Annotated in this window: 19 protein-coding genes and 1 tRNA gene; 8 read left to right on the top strand and 12 right to left on the bottom strand. The window is 71.7% G+C overall.

What is annotated here, in order from left to right; genetic code table 11:
- Nucleotides 1–4: 4 nt before the first annotated feature.
- From mscL to BLR68_RS02630, 3 genes are read right to left on the bottom strand one after another with little or no spacing between them, the layout of a single operon-like run.
- Nucleotides 5–466 (bottom strand): large conductance mechanosensitive channel protein MscL, encoded by a 462-nt coding sequence (mscL, locus tag BLR68_RS02640; protein WP_018188480.1) that lies wholly within the window; start codon nt 464–466, stop codon nt 5–7.
- Between the two features lie 35 nt (nt 467–501).
- Nucleotides 502–774, bottom strand: a complete 273-nt coding sequence (locus tag BLR68_RS02635; protein ID WP_018188479.1) for an FmdB family zinc ribbon protein — start codon at nt 772–774, stop codon at nt 502–504.
- A 14-nt stretch (nt 775–788) separates the two neighbouring features.
- Entirely contained in the window at nt 789–1,379 is a 591-nt protein-coding gene (locus tag BLR68_RS02630; protein WP_018188478.1) for a 5-formyltetrahydrofolate cyclo-ligase, read from the bottom strand.
- Between the two features lie 76 nt (nt 1,380–1,455).
- Between BLR68_RS02630 and galU the strand changes: the two genes are divergently transcribed.
- The 4 genes from galU to BLR68_RS02610 all read left to right on the top strand — a co-directional run bounded on the left by galU (nt 1,456) and on the right by BLR68_RS02610 (nt 4,175).
- A complete protein-coding gene (galU, locus tag BLR68_RS02625; RefSeq protein WP_018188477.1) occupies nt 1,456–2,334 on the top strand; it encodes a UTP--glucose-1-phosphate uridylyltransferase GalU in 879 nt (292 codons plus the stop codon).
- Nucleotides 2,335–2,356: 22 nt separating this feature from the next.
- Nucleotides 2,357–2,977 (top strand): GNAT family N-acetyltransferase, encoded by a 621-nt coding sequence (locus BLR68_RS02620; RefSeq protein ID WP_018188476.1) that lies wholly within the window; start codon nt 2,357–2,359, stop codon nt 2,975–2,977.
- A gap of 72 nt (nt 2,978–3,049) precedes the next feature.
- Nucleotides 3,050–4,045 (top strand): hypothetical protein, encoded by a 996-nt coding sequence (locus BLR68_RS02615; RefSeq protein WP_026303005.1) that lies wholly within the window; start codon nt 3,050–3,052, stop codon nt 4,043–4,045.
- A gap of 54 nt (nt 4,046–4,099) precedes the next feature.
- Nucleotides 4,100–4,175, top strand: a tRNA-Ala gene (locus tag BLR68_RS02610).
- Between the two features lie 35 nt (nt 4,176–4,210).
- Here the strand turns inward: BLR68_RS02610 and BLR68_RS02605 are convergent.
- Genes BLR68_RS02605 through BLR68_RS02595 form a run of 3 tightly spaced genes read right to left on the bottom strand, consistent with a single transcriptional unit; the run spans nt 4,211 to nt 7,253 of the window.
- Nucleotides 4,211–5,773, bottom strand: a complete 1,563-nt coding sequence (locus BLR68_RS02605; RefSeq protein ID WP_018188474.1) for a glycerol-3-phosphate dehydrogenase/oxidase — start codon at nt 5,771–5,773, stop codon at nt 4,211–4,213.
- A complete protein-coding gene (locus BLR68_RS02600; protein ID WP_018188473.1) occupies nt 5,770–6,582 on the bottom strand; it encodes an aminoglycoside phosphotransferase family protein in 813 nt (270 codons plus the stop codon). The genes BLR68_RS02605 and BLR68_RS02600 overlap by 4 nt, the downstream gene beginning before the upstream one ends.
- On the bottom strand, nt 6,579–7,253 hold the full coding sequence (locus BLR68_RS02595; RefSeq protein WP_018188472.1) for a class II aldolase/adducin family protein: 675 nt from the start codon (nt 7,251–7,253) through the stop codon (nt 6,579–6,581). The genes BLR68_RS02600 and BLR68_RS02595 overlap by 4 nt, the downstream gene beginning before the upstream one ends.
- Before the next feature lie 46 nt (nt 7,254–7,299).
- Here BLR68_RS02595 and BLR68_RS02590 point away from each other — a divergent pair, with 46 nt between their 5' ends.
- Nucleotides 7,300–7,938 (top strand): TetR/AcrR family transcriptional regulator, encoded by a 639-nt coding sequence (locus BLR68_RS02590; RefSeq protein WP_018188471.1) that lies wholly within the window; start codon nt 7,300–7,302, stop codon nt 7,936–7,938.
- A 37-nt stretch (nt 7,939–7,975) separates the two neighbouring features.
- Here BLR68_RS02590 and BLR68_RS02585 read toward each other — a convergent pair whose 3' ends face one another.
- Genes BLR68_RS02585 through BLR68_RS02565 form a run of 5 tightly spaced genes read right to left on the bottom strand, consistent with a single transcriptional unit; the run spans nt 7,976 to nt 12,565 of the window.
- Nucleotides 7,976–9,133 (bottom strand): MFS transporter, encoded by a 1,158-nt coding sequence (locus BLR68_RS02585; RefSeq protein ID WP_018188470.1) that lies wholly within the window; start codon nt 9,131–9,133, stop codon nt 7,976–7,978.
- A 1-nt stretch (nt 9,134) separates the two neighbouring features.
- Entirely contained in the window at nt 9,135–10,400 is a 1,266-nt protein-coding gene (locus tag BLR68_RS02580) for an aminotransferase class III-fold pyridoxal phosphate-dependent enzyme (RefSeq protein ID WP_026303003.1), read from the bottom strand.
- Nucleotides 10,397–11,176 (bottom strand): hypothetical protein, encoded by a 780-nt coding sequence (locus BLR68_RS02575; RefSeq protein WP_018188468.1) that lies wholly within the window; start codon nt 11,174–11,176, stop codon nt 10,397–10,399. Before BLR68_RS02575 ends, BLR68_RS02580 begins: the two co-directional genes overlap by 4 nt.
- A complete protein-coding gene (locus BLR68_RS02570) occupies nt 11,157–11,792 on the bottom strand; it encodes a TetR/AcrR family transcriptional regulator (RefSeq protein WP_256335299.1) in 636 nt (211 codons plus the stop codon). Before BLR68_RS02570 ends, BLR68_RS02575 begins: the two co-directional genes overlap by 20 nt.
- Nucleotides 11,792–12,565 (bottom strand): SDR family NAD(P)-dependent oxidoreductase, encoded by a 774-nt coding sequence (locus tag BLR68_RS02565; protein WP_018188466.1) that lies wholly within the window; start codon nt 12,563–12,565, stop codon nt 11,792–11,794. The genes BLR68_RS02570 and BLR68_RS02565 overlap by 1 nt, the downstream gene beginning before the upstream one ends.
- A gap of 122 nt (nt 12,566–12,687) precedes the next feature.
- Here BLR68_RS02565 and BLR68_RS02560 point away from each other — a divergent pair, with 122 nt between their 5' ends.
- The 3 genes from BLR68_RS02560 to BLR68_RS02550 are packed head-to-tail and all read left to right on the top strand — an operon-like array spanning nt 12,688 to nt 15,014.
- A complete protein-coding gene (locus BLR68_RS02560; RefSeq protein ID WP_018188465.1) occupies nt 12,688–13,050 on the top strand; it encodes a PadR family transcriptional regulator in 363 nt (120 codons plus the stop codon).
- Nucleotides 13,047–14,426, top strand: a complete 1,380-nt coding sequence (locus BLR68_RS02555; protein ID WP_018188464.1) for a hypothetical protein — start codon at nt 13,047–13,049, stop codon at nt 14,424–14,426. The genes BLR68_RS02560 and BLR68_RS02555 overlap by 4 nt, the downstream gene beginning before the upstream one ends.
- Nucleotides 14,427–15,014, top strand: coding sequence for a hypothetical protein (locus BLR68_RS02550; RefSeq protein ID WP_018188463.1), 588 nt, complete (start codon nt 14,427–14,429; stop codon nt 15,012–15,014).
- A 39-nt stretch (nt 15,015–15,053) separates the two neighbouring features.
- Here the strand turns inward: BLR68_RS02550 and BLR68_RS02545 are convergent, their stop codons facing one another.
- Nucleotides 15,054–16,127, bottom strand: coding sequence for a Glu/Leu/Phe/Val dehydrogenase family protein (locus BLR68_RS02545; RefSeq protein ID WP_018188462.1), 1,074 nt, complete (start codon nt 16,125–16,127; stop codon nt 15,054–15,056).
- Nucleotides 16,128–16,162: the final 35 nt, after the last annotated feature.

The following is a 16,162-nucleotide window of genomic DNA, read 5'->3' as shown; positions in this document are numbered from 1 at the left end:
CGCGTCAGATCGACGGCGACGGCGGCTCGGCCGACCGGCGGGTCGCCGGCGCGGGTGCACTGCCCTGCTGCTCGAGCAGGTCGCGGATCTGGATCAGCAGCTCGGCTTCCGTGGGGAGCTTCGCCGCCTCCTCGACAACGCCCGCCTTCGCGGCCTGGCGTTCCTTCCACTTGTTCATTGGGACGACGAACACGAGGTACACGACAAGCGCGACGGCGAAGAAGCTGATGACAGCAGTGAGCAGGCCGCCGAGAGGAAAGGTCACTTCATCGCCATGGAGACCGACGAAAGTCGGGCCGATCGCTCCCGTCTTCTCGTCGGGCTTGTAGACGAGGGCGATGAGCGGATTGATGATGCTGGTCACGATCGCCGTCACGAGCGCCGTGAAGGCACCGCCGATGACGACAGCGACTGCCAGGTCGATGACGTTGCCGCGCATGATGAAGTCTTTGAAGCCTTTGATCACGGCTACTCCTTCCGATGCCGGCTTGCGGCCGGGTGTTACGAACCCGCGGGGGCGGGCGAAGCGGACGCTCCGGATGATGTCGATGATGTCGAAGAAGACGAGCTCTCGCCAGAGGGCTTCGACCCGCTCGACGAACGCGAGTCCGTGCGGTAGAAGCCCGAGCCGTTGAAGGTGACGCCGATCGAGCCGTACTGCTTGCGGAGTGCGCCGCCGCACTCGGGGCATTCGGTGAGGGCGGCGTCGGAGAACGACTGGACGGCGTCGAAGCGGTGGCCGCACGAAGTGCAGGCATAGGCATAGGTGGGCATGAGACCTCGGTGGATCAGCGGGTGGGAAGGAGGATGGTGCGGGTCGGTGTGACGACACCCGAGACGGGCTGGTCGTGCACCTCGCGGGGGACGGAGTCGATGAGCTCCGAGTCGAAGATGACGGCGTAGACGGGCGGGCACTTCTCCATCGAGCCGATGGTCTTGTCGAAGTAGCCGCGTCCCCAGCCGAGCCGCATCCCGGTCGTGTCGACGGCGGCCGCGGGGATGACGAGCAGGTCGACGTCGTTGACGGCGACGGGGCTGAGGAGTTCGCCGACGGGTTCGGGGAGCCCGAACATGCCCTCGGCGGTGTCGCCCTCCTCTTCGGCGACGGCCCAGTCCAGCAGGCCGTCCGCTCGGGTGACGGGAAGGAGGACCCGGATACCGCGCGCCACCGCCGCGGCGATGAACTCGCGCGTGCCCGGTTCGGTCGGGGTGGAGAGGAAGCAGGACATGGACCGGACGCCGTGCTCGGTCACGAGGGCGTCGAGCTGGGCCCGGATCCCGGCTGCGGCCTCCTCGAGCGAGGCGGCGGAGCGCTGCTGTCGGCGTTCGCGGAGCTCGGCGCGCAGCGCGCGCTTCTCGGTGTCCAACGGGCCGGTCATGGTCCGATTCTAAAGGGACACGCCCGCGCCCCGACGTGTCCTCCGCGAGACGTGCGGCATCTGTAGGGTGAGGGGCATGTCTGCTGAGCGCATCAAGGCCGTCATCCCCGCCGCCGGCCTGGGGACTCGCTTCCTGCCCGCCACGAAAGCCATGCCCAAGGAGATGCTGCCCGTCGTCGACAAGCCGGCGATCCAGTACGTCGTGGAAGAGGCTGTGGCAGCCGGTATTGATGATGTGCTCATCATTCTCGGGCGCAACAAGAACAACATCTCGAACCACTTCGACTCGGTCCCCGAGCTCGAGTCCAACCTCTCCAAGAAGGGCGACCACGAGAAGCTCAAGCGGGTGCAGGACTCGTCCGACATGGCAGACATCCACTTCGTCCGTCAGGGCGAGCCGAAGGGGCTCGGGCACGCCGTCCTCCGGGCACGCTCGCACGTCGGCGACAGCACTTTCGCCGTGCTCCTGGGTGACGACCTCATCGACGCGCGCGACGTCCTGCTCGAGAAGATGCTCGAGCAGAACAAGAAGACCGGCCTGACCGTGATCGCGCTGATGGAGGTCTCGCCCGACCAGATCCACATGTACGGCGCGGCAGCCGTCGAGGAGACCGGTGAGACCGACGTGGTCAAGGTCACGGGTCTCGTCGAAAAGCCGAAGAAGGAGGATGCTCCCTCCAACTACGCGATCATCGGCCGATACGTGCTGACGCCCGGCGTCTTCGACATCCTCGAGCGCACCGAGCCGGGCAAGGGCGGCGAGATCCAGCTGACCGATGCGCTGCAGGAGCTCGCTTCGACCGAGGGCGTCCTGGGCGTCGTCTTCCGCGGTCGGCGCTACGACACGGGTGACCGCGCCGACTACATCAAGGCCATCGTGCAGCTCGCCGTCGACCGCGACGACCTGGGGGCGGAGCTTCGCCCGTGGCTGAAGGACTTCGCCTCGGGCCTGTGAGCCCGGCGGGTCGCTGATGGGCATGGAGGGCCCGGTCGTGCGCGCGCACGGTCCGATCTCGATCCGGCTCGTGCGTCCCCGCGATGCGAAGCCGCTGCAGACCGAGCTCGAACAGAACAGGTCGTGGCTGCGGCAGTGGGAGGCGACGAGCCCCGACGGTCCGGTCTCGCTCGACATGCGATCCGGGGTGCGGCGACTGCTGCAGCAGTACCGTGACGGCTCGGGCGTGCCGTTCGTCATGGAGTACGACGGCGAGGTGACCGGTCAGCTGAACGTCTGGGGGATCGCTCGCGGTTCGCTGTCGTCGGCCACCATCGGCTACTGGGTGAGCGAGCGGTTCGCCGGCCGGGGGATCACCCCGACGTCGGTCGCCCTCGCCACCGACGTGTGTTTCGAGGATCTGCGCCTCCACCGCATGGAGATCTGCATCCGACCCGAGAACACGAAGAGCCTCCGAGTCGTCGAGAAGCTCGGTTTCCGGTACGAGGGACTGCGTCGTCGGTACATCCACATCGACGGCGACTGGCGCGACCACTACGCGTTCGCGCTGGTCCGTGATGAGGTCCGTGAGGGCGTCCTGAACCGGTGGCTGGCCGGGCGGGCGCCGGCGGATGCGGCATCCATCCCGCCCTCGGACCGTTAACCCTCAACCAAAGGTTCAGACACGCCCAGCGGATGCCGGGCCGCACCGCTTCGGGAACATACGGTGAGCGACATGGGTGAGCAGGTGATGGGTGGCGGGGTGATCGTCCTCGTCGCTGTCCTATTGTGGCTGTTGTACCTTCTGCCGTCGTGGCACAGCCGTCATCAGTACCAGGCCGCCGAGCGGAACGCGGTCCGGCTCAACCAGGCGTTGCGCGTCCTCGCCGAGACGAGCGAGACCCCCGGTGAGGTCCGCCTCGAGCTGAACGCGCGCACCGCCCTCGCCCAGCAGAAGCTCGCACGCCGCGTGCAGGCGGAGAAGGAGAGTGTCGGCCTCGAAGCCGCGCGCGCCGAACTCGCCGCCGCGAAGGCGCAGGCCGCCGTCGACCGCGAACTCGCCAAGGCCGAGCGGCGTCAGGCTGCCGCCGACGCCGCGGCCCGGCGCGAGAAGGCGCGAGCGGATGCCGCACTCGCCCGCGAGCGCGCGATCGCCGAGGCCGCCGCCGCCCGCGCCACTCCCGCCGTCCGCCGTGCACGGACGCGTCGCCGGGTGCGCCTCACCGCTTCCGTCGTCGGTGTGCTGGCTCTCGGCGTCACCGGTTCCGGTGGCTACCTCGGCGCCATCGGCGCCGGCTGGACTCTGCTCGTTGCGGGCGGAGCCGTCGCCCTCTCGAGCCTGCTCGTACTCGGCCGGATGAACACGGTCGCGAGACGCGCGGCATCCCGTTCGGTCGAGATCGAGGTCGTCCGCGAGGCGAGCGCACTCCAGGACGTCGTGCTCGAGTCGGACCGTGTCGAATGGACGCCGCGCACGCTGCCGCGTCCGCTCACCGCGTCGGCCGGGTCGCGCGCAGCGGCCGTGCTCGACGCCTCGGACGCCCGCGATGCGCTCCGCCAGGCGGCCGTCGAAGAGGCTCTTCGCGAGCGGGTGGCACAGGCCGCCCCGCCGTCGATCGACACCGCCCGTCGCACCCGTGCCGCCGAGGTCGCCTTCGCCGGACCGGCTGACGACGAGCGCATCGAAGCGCACGTGCGCGACCTGCTCGCACGCCGCGCATCGGGCCAGTAGGAGCCCGCCTCGCGTTCGAGCGGCCCGATCGGTCGTGGTAATGTTGAGGCTTCCGGGCCTGTGGCGCAGTTGGTAGCGCGCTTCGTTCGCAATGAAGAGGTCAGGGGTTCGAATCCCCTCAGGTCCACCACCGGAAAGACCCCCGTTCGCGGGGGTCTTTCGCCGTTATCGAGGGAGTGCGACCGCGGCGCGCGCCGCGTCGAGCTCGGTCGCACGGCGCCCCGGCGACCAGTCGAGCTCGGCGCCTGCGACATCCGCCGCCGCCGACAGGATGTCGTCGCCGGGGTCGCCGCGGCGGCCGATGCCGGTGCGGTTCAGCAGGATGTCGGTGAGGTGCACGGCGGCCTCGTGTCGGGCCGCGAACGCGACACCGGCGAGCAGTTCACCGTCATCCGTCGCCTCGCGTGAGAGGACGTCGGACTCGGATGCCACGGCCCGGAGGGCACCGGCATCCGATCCGTACAGCCGGTTGATCAGGTCGGTCGTCCCCGTGTCGGCGAGGTCCGCGCCGTCGAGCGGCACGTCGGCGGTGCGGCTCGGCGCGGCGACGCGACCGATCGACCGTGCGAGCGCGGGGACGACCTTCTCGGCGAACGCGCGCGCCGTCGTGTACTTGCCGCCGGTCGCGGTGACGATTCCGGGGACGCCGTCCTTGGCGTGGTCGACGAGCTCGGACGCGCGCGAGGCGCGGTAGGTGTCGGTCCCGCTCGTCTCGGTGAGCGGCCGGAGGCCGCCGTACGCGGCGACGACGTCCGACATCGACAGTTCCACCGGCAGGCGACCTGCGGCGTTGATCTCGCCGAGGAAGCGTTCGATCGACTCCCGCGTCAGCCGCCAGTCCGAGACATCGCCGGTGTAGGGCGTCTCGGTCGGACCGATGAGCGTCCGCCCGCGCCACGGCGCGAAGCTGAAGTGACCGCCCGACGACACGGTGAGCACCATCGTCTCGGTGATCGGCCTCGTGATCAGGTAGATGCCCTCCGACCGCACTTCGGGGCGGGGGCCGGCAGCGCGCTGCAGCAGGCCCTCGGCGGCGAGCACGTCGTACGCCCACGGTCCGCTCGCGTTCACCGTCACGCGGGCCCGCACCTCGTGTGCCGTGCCGGTCACGAGGTCGGTCACGCGGGCCCCGCGAACGCGTCCGGCCGCGGAGATCAGGCCATCGGCCTGCACGTGGTTCGCGACCCTTGCGCCATGCGCGACGGCGGACCGCACGAATGCGAACGTCAACCGTTCGGGCGAGAGCATCATCGCGTCGTGGAAGAGGATCCCGTGCTCGAGATGCCCCAGCCCGCGCAGCCGCAGCTCTTCGCGGCTCAGGCTCCGATGACGGGGGATGCGGTGGCTCGTCGGTACGCGGTTGCGATCGAACGACAGCACGTCGTACGCCGTGAGGCCGACGTGCTCGATGAGCCCCGGGTCGGGGAGGACCATCGCGATGGGGGAGACGAGCCCCGGAGCGATGCGCGACAGCGTGCGCCGCTCGGCGAGGGACTCGCGGACGAGACCCACTTCGAAGTTCTTCAGGTAGCGGAGACCGCCGTGGATGAGCTTTCCCGTCGCGGCCGAGGTCGCGGCGCCGAAGTCGCCCTTCTCGACGAGCGCGACCGACAGCCCGCGACTCGCGGCCTCGTAGGCGATCGCCGCTCCGGTGATGCCGCCGCCGACGACGAGGACGTCGACGACCTCACCCTCGGCGGGCAGGGAACGCCGGACCGTCGTCGTCATCGGGCGATCACCGACCGGATGCCGCGCAGCAGACGCTCGCGCTCGCTCGGGATGTCGAGCATTCCCAGCCGCAGCACCCGCGCGGCCGTCGCCCACCGGTCGAGGCGCGCCGTCGTCATCCCCGTCACGTCGAGGTACTCCTTCAGATACATGCGTCCCATCGCCCCGCGCGCCGCCCCGTAGACGAGCAGCTGCGCCCTGGTCGCCCCCGGGAACAGCTCGGCCTCGGTGAACAGCAGCCGGGTCATCGCGACGTCGGCCGCGGGATCACCGCAGGCGGTGGACTGCCAGTCGATCGTCGCGATGCCGCCGCCGTGTCGGAACACGTTCATCGGGTGGAAGTCGAGGTGCAGGACGCTCTCGCCGCCGGGGAGCGACGCGAGGTGATCGAGGAGCGCTGCGCGCTCGCGCGCGGTGAGACCGGCGAAGGGCGCAGTCCCGACGAGGTCCGCCGCGACGTCGCGCACGTCGGGGAAGCGGTCGCTCGCGACCCGGTGGATGCGCGCGTGCTCCTGCGCCAGCGCGCGGGCGACGCGCCCCATTCGCAACGGGTTCTTCTCGGCGACGGTGGTCAGGGCGACCCCCTCGATGCGGTCGAAGACGACCGCGCGCCGGCCGTCGGCATCCGCTCTGCCGTGGCAGCGGATGGGGGTGAGGCCGAGGTCGAACGCGGCCGTGGCGTCCTCGACCTCGCGGCCGATCGCCTCATCGGGCCAGTCGTCGTGGAAGACCTTCACGACGGTGGCCGTCGTCAGGGAGTGGACGTCAGCGGAACGGCCATGCGCCACGAGCTCGCCGACCGCGGTCACGCCGACACCGGCTTCGTCGTTCCGTACCCGAGGCGCATCGCGTGCGCGACGACCTCCTGCTGCTGTGCGGGGTCGAGTGCCCGCGGCGTGCCGACGCTCGCGGCGCGCAGGTAGAGCTCCGCGAGCCACTCGACCAGCAGCGCGTTCTCGACGGCGGCCGTGAGGTCGGCGCCGAGCGCGACCGTGCCGTGGTTCGCCATGAGGGCTGCGAGACGGCCGTCGAGGGCCGCGCCGACGGCGGCGGCCAGGTCGGGCGTCCCGAACGCGTGGAACGGGACGACGCGGAGGGATCCTCCCAGGACGAGTTGCTGATAGTGCACGACGGGCAGCTCGTCGAGGACGAGCGAGAGTGCGGTGGCGTTGGGCGCGTGCGTGTGGACGACCGCCGACACCTTCTCGGCCGGCGCGGAGCGCAGGACCCCGAGATGGAGGGCGAGCTCGGACGTCGGGGCGAGCGTTCCCTCGACCACGGCACCGCCCAGATCGACGACGGTCACATCGTCGGCGGACGCCTCACCCAGGACAACGCCGGTCGCCGTGACGGCCACGACGTCGCCCGCCCGGGCGCTGACGTTGCCGGCGGTGCCGATGAGCAGGCCGTGACCGGCGAGGGTGCGGGATGCCGCGGCCACGGACGCGCGGAGATCGTGATGGTGCGACGTCATCGTCATGCTGCTAACGTTGCCGCCACCCCTAACCAAAGTCAAGTTTGATTTCATGGACGCCACGGACGACACCCCTCAGGACTGGGCCGCCCTCGGCCTGCGCCGGACCCCGACGCAGCAGCGGTCGCGCCAGAAGCTCGCGCAGGCGATCGCCGCCGCCGAGGACATCGTGCTGCGAGAGGGCGTCGACGTCATCACGCTGCCGCGCGTCGCGGCCGAGGCCGGGGTCAGCGTGGGGGCGCTGTACCAGTACCTGCCCGACCGTGAGGCGATCCTCGCCGCCATCGTCTCTCGGTACCACGACCGCCTCGAGCGCCTGCTCGACGACGCGATCGAGCGTCTCCGCAGCGACCCGCGCGGCGAGGACCCCGTCGGTGGCGTGCTCCGTGCCGTCGTCGCCGTCTACCAGGACGAGCAGTCCGCCAGGTCGCTCGGCACGGTCGCGATCTCGGCCGACGCCGATGCCGCGCGTCGCCGCCACAAGAGGGCGATGGCCGATCGCGTCCACACGCTGCTGCGCGAAGCGGGTGTGCTCGACGGCGTGGACGACGAGCGTGGCGCGGCCGTCGCCCGGGTCGCGTTCGCGTCGGCGGACGCCGTGCTGCACGACGCCTTCGCCGCGCCAGAGCCGGAGCGGGCCGTGCTGCTCGCCGAGCTCGAACGCGCGCTCCGCGCCTCGCTGGGTACCTGAAGAGCGGGGTGCGTGAAGCGCCGGGCACCTCAGCTGCTCAGCCGGCGGTCCGACGCCACGCCGGGACGGCCGCGACGAGCAGGAGCGCGGGCAGGAGGAACGCGATCCCCGAGCCGGTGACGTCGGTGAGCACCCCGACGCCGACCGCCCCGAGGACGGCGCCCGCGTAGTTGAAGAGGTTGACCCGTGCGATGACCTCGTCGCTGCGCGCTGGATCGATGGACCCGGCCAGCCCGAACGCGATGGGGACCAGCGCTCCGACGGCGAGACCGCTCACCGCGAAGGCGATGATCGTGACGACCGGCGAGGGGACCGCGGCCACGACGACCGCACCGGCGACGCCGAGGACGAGGCCGATGGCGAGCAGACGGGCGCGACCGATGCGGCGGACGACGGCATCCGTCACCATCCGCGCGATGAGCACGCCGCCCTGGTAGGCCGCGAGGCCGACGGGGGCGAGCGCGACGGCGGCGCCGATCGACTCGAGGTGGATCGAGCCCCACGAGCTCACCGCTGAGTCGACCGTGTACGCGGCGAGGATGACGAGTCCGACGACGGTGATCGCGCGTCCGTCGAGCCTCGGACCTCGGGGTCCGCTCCACTCCGCGCTCCGCGCCGCGCGCTCGCGGCTGAGCAGACGCGCCCCGAAGGCGACGAACGCGATCTGCAGGACCGCGGCGGCGACCAGCGCGGCGACCGCGGGCGCCCCGGCGGCGAGGATCCCCGCCATCCCGAGCGCGCCGACGATCGACCCGGCCGTGAGGGTCGCGAAGAAGCGTCCGAGCAGCGGGGTCGCGCGCCCGCGCTGGGCGAGGACGCCCTGCATGTTCGAGGACGCGTCGATCAGCCCCAGCCCCAGGCCGTAGAGCAGGACGGATGCCGCGAGCATCGCGGTTCCCGGCGAGAACGCCGTCGCGACCAGTCCCACCGCCTGCAGCGACAGGCCCACGACGACACCCCGACGGCTGCTGGCACGCCGGGCGATCGCGTCGGCGACGAGCGAGCCGAGCGCCGCGGTCACGCAGACTCCCAGCAGGATCGCGGCGATGCCCGTGGCATCCAGTCCGGTGCGTTCCTGGAAAGCGGGGAGCGCCGTCACGATGACGGAGTATCCGAGACCCTGCAGGCCGTACACCGCGGCTGTCGCGGCGACGGTGCGGGGTGTCGTCGCGGATGGTGCCGTCGTGGCGGTCACCTCACACCACCGCGGGGTGGCGCGTCCGGAGGGCGGCGAAGGCGTCGGCGGCGATCTCGACCGTGCGGTCGACGTCGGCCTCGGTGACCGCGGCGTTGAGGAAGTGATTGTGATGCGAGGTGAGGTACGCGCCGCGGCGCACGCACTCGGCGATCCAGTCCTGATGCAGCATGAGCGAGTCCGCCGGATCGGCCACCCGCAGGTAGAAGAGGGCGGGTGCGCCCGAGGCCACGAGCGAGTAGCCGGCGTCGGAGGCCGCCTCGGTGAGGCCGTCGGTCAACCGCCGGCCCAGGCGCTCGAACAGCGCGGGGGCGTCGAGGTCGCGGAGCTTCTTCTGCGTCGCGATGCCGGCCGCGAATGGCACGGCGCTCATCCAGTAGCTGCCCGTGTAGGTGATCGAGCTCACCGCCTCCTTCAAGGACTCGCGGCCGAGGAGCGCCGAGACGTTGTAGCCGTTCGCGAGCGCCTTGCAGAAGCAGATCAGGTCGGCCTCGAAGCCGAAGTAGTGGTCGCTGCCGGCGAGGTCGAGGCGGAAGCCTGCGCGCACGTCGTCGATGATCAGGACGACGCCGTGCTCGTCGCAGAGCTTCCGCACGGCCTGCCAGTACCCGTCGGCGGGCAGCTGGTTGTCGACGAAGTTGCCGTGCATGTACGGCGTCGAGATGAGGGCGGCGACCTGCCCGCGGTTCTCGGAGAGCAGCGCCCGGAGCGCGTCGAGGTCGTTCCACGGCACGTAGAGGTTGTTCGCGACGTCCTCCTCGAGGACGCCGGGGTAGTCGAGCTTCTGCGTCCACGGCGCGACCCCGTGGTAGAACCCCTTCACGAAGACCACCTTCTTGCGCAGCGTCGCGGCGCGGGCGGTCATGATCGCGAGCGTCGTCGTGTCGCCGCCGTTCTTGGCGAACATCGCCCAGTCCGCACTGGCGACCTGGTCGACCAGCAGCTCGGCGAAGTCGATCATGACGGTCGACGGCAGCGAGACGACGTCCTCCTTCTTCGCCTGCGCCTGAGCGGCGGCGGTGACGTCCGGGTCGTTGTACCCGAGGACGTTGGGCCCGTACGCGCACATCCAATCGATGAACTCGTTGCCGTCGAGGTCCCAGAACCGGGTGCCCTCGGCCCGGGTCGCGAACTTCGGGAAGCCCTCGTTCGGAAGGTGCAGTCCCTCGGTGGGACCGAGGTGCCCCGGGATGCCGCCGGGGATCACCCGCTGCGCGCGGCGGAAGGCGGCGAGGCTCTTGTCGAAGGTGTACACGGGGGAGCTCACTTTCCGAGGTAGTGGCCGACGCGGTCGAGGATGCGGCTCGTGTTGTCGACGAGGGGGATGTAGCCGCGGATGGCGATGCGCCCGTCACCGACGCACGCGAGCGCGCTCTCCCGGCCCGCGAGGACGTCGCCGGCGGTCTGCAGGTCGGCGAACCGGAAGACGGCGCGGGGCGCGGCATCCGTCACCGGAACGCGAGACAGCCGGTGCTCCTGCACCCGCAGCCGGTGGTGGAGCGCGTCGCCGACAGCGATGTCGAGGTCGCCGTCGGTCATCTGGCCTGCACTGAAGCGGCCGGAGCGGTCGCGGTTCGCAACGATCGCGATGGCTCCCACGGCGACCTCGAGGAGGAGCACCCGGTGCGCATCGCTGAAGGCCGGGTCGGCGAGGTCGGCGTCGCCCGGGCGAAGGTATCGGCCGAGCAGGTCGCTGATCGGGGTGAACACCTGCGTGAGGAAGCGGATGCCGGCAGGCCCGGCGATCGGCAGGGGCGACCCCGTGCCGTCGAGTACGGCGTTCAGGTGCGCGGGGGAGCGGAACACGAGGGTCGCTCGCGTCATGCCGCCATGGTCGCCCGCCGCCGCGCGGATGCCGTCCCCAGCGAAGACGAGGCTCATGGACTCGCCGCCGATCACCCGAGCGGTCAGACGCACCGGCTGCGCGAGCCCTGCGAGCAGGCGCGACGCGTCGGGCGCGACCTCGGGCAGCTTCGGCAGGGCGCCGAGGACGGCGTGCAGGTTCACGGCCGCGAGGACGCGCTCATCGATCTCCGTCAGCACGGGGACTCCCTTCGGTCGGTGCCCCGAGCGGGGCGGATGCCGCGGCGAACGCGGCGGCGGCGAACGATGCCGTACGACGCGCGGCATCCGAATCACCGTCCGCCAGCCACGTCGTCGTGATCCCGTCGACGACGACGACGAGGTGGCGGGCGAGGTCGGCGACCGGCTCGGTCCACCGGTTGCCGGTGATCTCGGCCGCGTAGGTCAGCATCTGCTCGGCGGCCCGGAAGTACGTCTGCCACTGCGCGCGCATCTGCCCCTGCGGGTCGCGCCGGCGGGCGACGAGGGCCAGCTCGAGCAGGGCGATCTCGTCGGCCGGGTCGTGCTCGAGCATGTCGATGTAGCCCTCGAGGCCTGAGCGGATCGCCGATGCCAGGGACGTCGGGTCGATCGCGCGGGACTCTGCGGCGAAGCGCTCCTGTTCGATGACGGTGTCGATGACGGCCGTCATCAGCTCGTCCTGCGTGCCGAAGATGTAGGTGAAGGCTCCGAGCGGCATGCCCGCCTCGGCGGTGATGGCTCGGGTCGTCGCGGCGGCCACGCCCTGCCGGGCGATGACGCGGATGGCCGCGGCGATGAGTTCGCCGCGGCGCTCTTCGGGAGGCATCCGTCGCATCAGGAGCCTCCCACCGCGCGTGCGGCGACGTGCAGGCGGAGGCGCCGCGGCGAGACGCGCGCCACCCAGCCCTGCACGCGATTGGCGGCGCCGACGGTGCGGACGGGGGAGGGGCGGGACGAGTCCAGCGCGTCGAACGCTTCGTCGAGGACGTCGTCGACGGTCTTCGTCGCGCCGACCTTGAACGTCTCGGACCCCGCTGCGGCGAAGAACTCCGTCTCGGTCGGACCGGGGCAGAGGGCGAGGGCGGTCAGACCGGTGCCGCGCGTCTCCTGCCAGATCGCCTCGGTGAGCGAGGTGACGTAGGCCTTCGTGGCGGCGTACACCGCGAGTCCCGGCAGCGGCTGGTGGCCGGCGTTGCTCGACACGTTCACGAGCACCCCGCGTGCCTCGATCAGCTGCGGGAGCAGTTCGCGGGTCAGCAGGGTGAGGGCTGCGACGTTGACCTGCACCTCGGCGGCGACGCGCGCGGCATCCTCGTCGACGAAAGCGGATGCCGTCCCGAAACCCGCGCTGTTGACGAGACCTGCGGGACGGATGCCGCGCTCGGCGAGTTCGGCGGCGATCGCGGCCGGTGCGGCCGGGTCGGCGAGGTCGGCGGCGAGCACGGTCGCCTCGACGCGGTGCAGCCCGCGGAGCTCCTCGGCGAGGGATTCGAGGCGCTCGGCGCGGCGGGCGACCAGGACGACGTCGTGGCCGCGCGCGGCGTAGCGCCGGGCGAAGCCGGCACCGATCCCCGAGCTCGCTCCCGTGATGACGATCACGCCGGGCATGGGGCCTCCAGGAAAGTTGTACAGATGAACAAGTGCGGGTGGTCACTCAGTATGGCGATGCGCGGACGCCGCGTAAAGAATCAATCATGGGAATATTCCCGCCGATGGAGTATGAATGACTCATGGCGACGACTCTCGGCCCCACGGGCTTCTGGATCCTCACGGCGCTCGCCGGGGGGCGGCGGCACGGCTACGACATCCTGCGGGAGGTGGATGCGGCCTCATCGGGGCGCGCCGCGATGAAGGTCACGACCCTCTACGCCGCCCTCGAGCGTCTCGAGCGCGACGGACTGATCCGAGCCGACGGCGAGGAGGTCGTCGGTGGTCGCGCCCGGCGGTATTTCGCGATCCAGGATGCCGGCGGTGCGGCGCTCGAGGCGGAGGTCGCGGCGCTCGAGCATCAGGCTCGCGTGGCGCGGGAGCGGCTGCGCGCCGCAGGCCGGCCCGCAGTCCAGCCGGGCTTCGGTCGGACGGCGATCGCGTGAGCGGGCTCGACGACCGCCCGTTCCGTCGCCTGCTGGCCTGGTATCCGCGCTCGTGGCGCCGTGATCACGGCGACGTGCTCGTCGCGATGATGCTCGACGACGCCGAGCGCACCGGGCGTTCCGGTCCCTCCGGCGCCGAGAGGCGAGCCGCGATCATCCACGGCCTCGGAGCGCGGCTCGGCGCCACGGCGGCCATCATCGCGGCATCCCTCGCCGTTCTCGCGACCGCCGTCGGACAGGTCGGCCTGCTGTTCTTCACGGGCGGCGGACCGGCCATCCATGAGCCGGTGCTCTTCGTCATGACCGGTGTAGCACCCGCGCTGACGGGTGTCGCTCTCGTCGCCCTGCTGCGGGCGGTCGCGCTCCTCGGGGACGGAGCCGCGGTGACCGCGACGGTGTGCCTCGCCGTCGCCGGCGTCTGCAGCGGGTTCGGGGGGATCGCATGGAGTCAGGGCTTCGATGCGGCGGACGCCGGTCTGCCGCAGACGGGGTTGGCGGCGATGACGTTGCCGCTCGCCGGTGCGGGCGTCCTGCTGACGATGGTCGCGTTCGCGCTGCTCGTCGCCCCCGCCTTCCGGCGTGCGGGGCTCGGGCCTGCGGCCCGTGTTCTCGCGATCGCGGTGGCGATCATCGCCGCCCCGGTCACGGGGGCGCTCGTCTTCCTCTCACCCGGGACCACGGCGGTCGTGGCGATCGTCGTGCTCGTCGTCGCAGCCCTGCCTCGCGTTCGGGGCGTGCGACGTGCTGCACCCGCTGTCGGCGCACCGGCGCCCACGCCTCGCGCGCCGCGCTCCTCGGCGGGTGGGGCCGCTCTCAGCCGCGCCCTCGCCGCCTTCGCCTTCGCCGGTGGTGCGGTGGGCCTGGCATGGGCGTTCGCCGGAGCCGACTGGTCTCCCACGGCGCGAGGCGACGACACGGTGGCGATGCGGGAGGGCATCGTCATCCTCGCCGTCAGCATGATCCCCGCTCTGATCGCCCTCGGCGTCGTGCTGGACCGTTCGCGGCGGCGCGCCGGTCGCGATGTCTGGATCCCGGTGGCCGCCGCCGCTGCGGGGTTCGCCGCGACCGCCACGGACTACCTGGTCTCCGACGGGAACGGCTCCCTCACGATCGCGTGGGTGGGCGCGGCAGCGGCGATCGGTCTCGCACTCGCCTGGTGGATCGTCGTGCGGATGCCGCTGAGCACGGGACACGGCTCCGCCACCGGCATCCGTATCGGCGTCGGTCTCGGGATCATGCTCGCCTACACGCTCGTCCTCGGTCTGACCCTCACGCCGATGCTCGCTTTCGCGGCTCCCGTGCTGGCGCTCGTCGTCCTGGTCCTGCCGTGGCGTCGGAGCGCACGGGTGCCCTCTGCCCTGAGCCAGGCGGCCTAAATGAAGCCCCGCGAACGGAGCTGGGCGACTGCGGCGATCGTCGCGGCATCCCTCGCCTTGACGGCGTCGATCGCCGGTGGTGTCGGATCGATCACTCCCGGGGCACCGGACGCGTTCCTCTTCGTGGCGGGTGGGGTCGCCCCTGCCGCGGTCGGCGTCGCGCTCGCCTCGATCGCCCGCCTCGGCCGGCTGGTCGGCGCGCGGGGAACCGGGGTGCTCCTCGCTGCAGCCACGCTGGCAGGGGTGGCCGGCGGTCTCGCAGCCACCACGGTCCGGGTGTCGTTCCAACGGAGCGACGACGGACTGCCGACCGCGGGAATGGACGTGCTCGCCCTGGTCCTCGCCGTCGTCGGCATCGTCGCACTCGCGGTCTTCCTCGCGGTCGCCGGATCTCGGCTGCTTCGCCGTGCCGGCATGTCGCAGTGGGCGGCAGTGACGACGGGCGTCGTCGGCGGGACGATCATCGCGCCGCTCCTCGGCGTCATCGCCGTCGCCGTGCACCTGCTGACCGCCGTCGCCGCCACCGCGCTCATCGGGTGCGCCGTCGAGATGCGACGCGGGATGCCGATGCCCGCCGTTCCGGCCTGAGCGACCCGGGACCCGCCGCAGCGGGCCCCGGGAGCGCGCTCAGACGCTCGCGGGGACGCGGGCGCCGGTCGACAGGCGCTCGGCCGCGTAGGCCTCAGCCGCGTCGAGCGGGGTGACGCCGCGGGCGGCGGCATCGTCGAAGAGCCGCCGCAGCGTGTCGCCGATGCCGTCGATGCGGGTCGCGATCTCCTCGCGGTGCCCGGGCGTGCGCGCCTCGACGTCGAGGTAGATGACACCGCCCGCGTTCGCGACGAAGTCGGGTGCGTACAGGATGCCGCGATCCGCCAGGCGCACGGCGCCGGAGCGTTCGGCGAGCGGGTTGTTCGCGGGACCGCAGACCGCGTTCGCCGCGAGGGCGTCGATGACCTCGTCGGTGAGGACGCCGCCGATGCCGGCGGGCACGAACACGTCGGCGGGCACGAGGTGCTCGGTGCCCGGCTCGACCCACGTCGCGCCGAGTTCGGCGGCGAGCGACATCTTCGCGGGGTTGACGTCGGTCACGGTGAGGATCGCGCCCTCACCCGACAGCCGGACGGCGAGGCGGCTGCCGACCTGGCCGAGTCCCGAGATCGTGATGCGGCGACCGGCGACCTCGGGCGAACCCGCGACGCGCTCGAGGGTCGCACGGAGCGCCGCGTAGACACCGCGGCTCGTGGGGCCGGCGGGCTCCCCCGATCCGCCCACCGAGTCCGGGAGACCCACGACGTGCGCCGTCCGCTCGCTGACGACGAGCATGTCGTCGGTCGTCGACCCCACGTCCTCCGCCGTCCGGTACTGGCCGCCGAACGACTCGACGGCGTCGCCGAGGTCCAGGAACGCCGCCCGGCGCCGGTCGGCGTCGAGGGTGTCCGCCTCACTCAGGGCGATGACGGACTTGCCGCCCCCGGCATCCAATCCCGCCGTCGCGTTCTTCAGCGTCATCGCCGCCGACAGGCGCAGAGCGTCACCCATGGCGTCGGACCAGTGCGGGTAACGCCACAGGCGCGCGCCGCCGAGAGCGGGGCCGAGCGTCGACGAGTGCAGGGCGACGGTGACGACGAGGCCGCTCCGCCGGCCCGTGATCACCTCCACGCGCTCGTGGGTGAAATCGGGCAGGGGCAGAGAATGCGTCATCGCGATCCTTGTCGACGGGCCTTGTGGGCACTGCG

This window comes from Microbacterium sp. 77mftsu3.1 (genome assembly GCF_900100525.1).
Taxonomy (GTDB): Bacteria; Actinomycetota; Actinomycetes; order Actinomycetales; family Microbacteriaceae; genus Microbacterium; species Microbacterium aquilitoris.
Note: the sequence above shows the minus strand (reverse complement) of the source record. Positions and strands in the feature narration are given on the sequence as shown.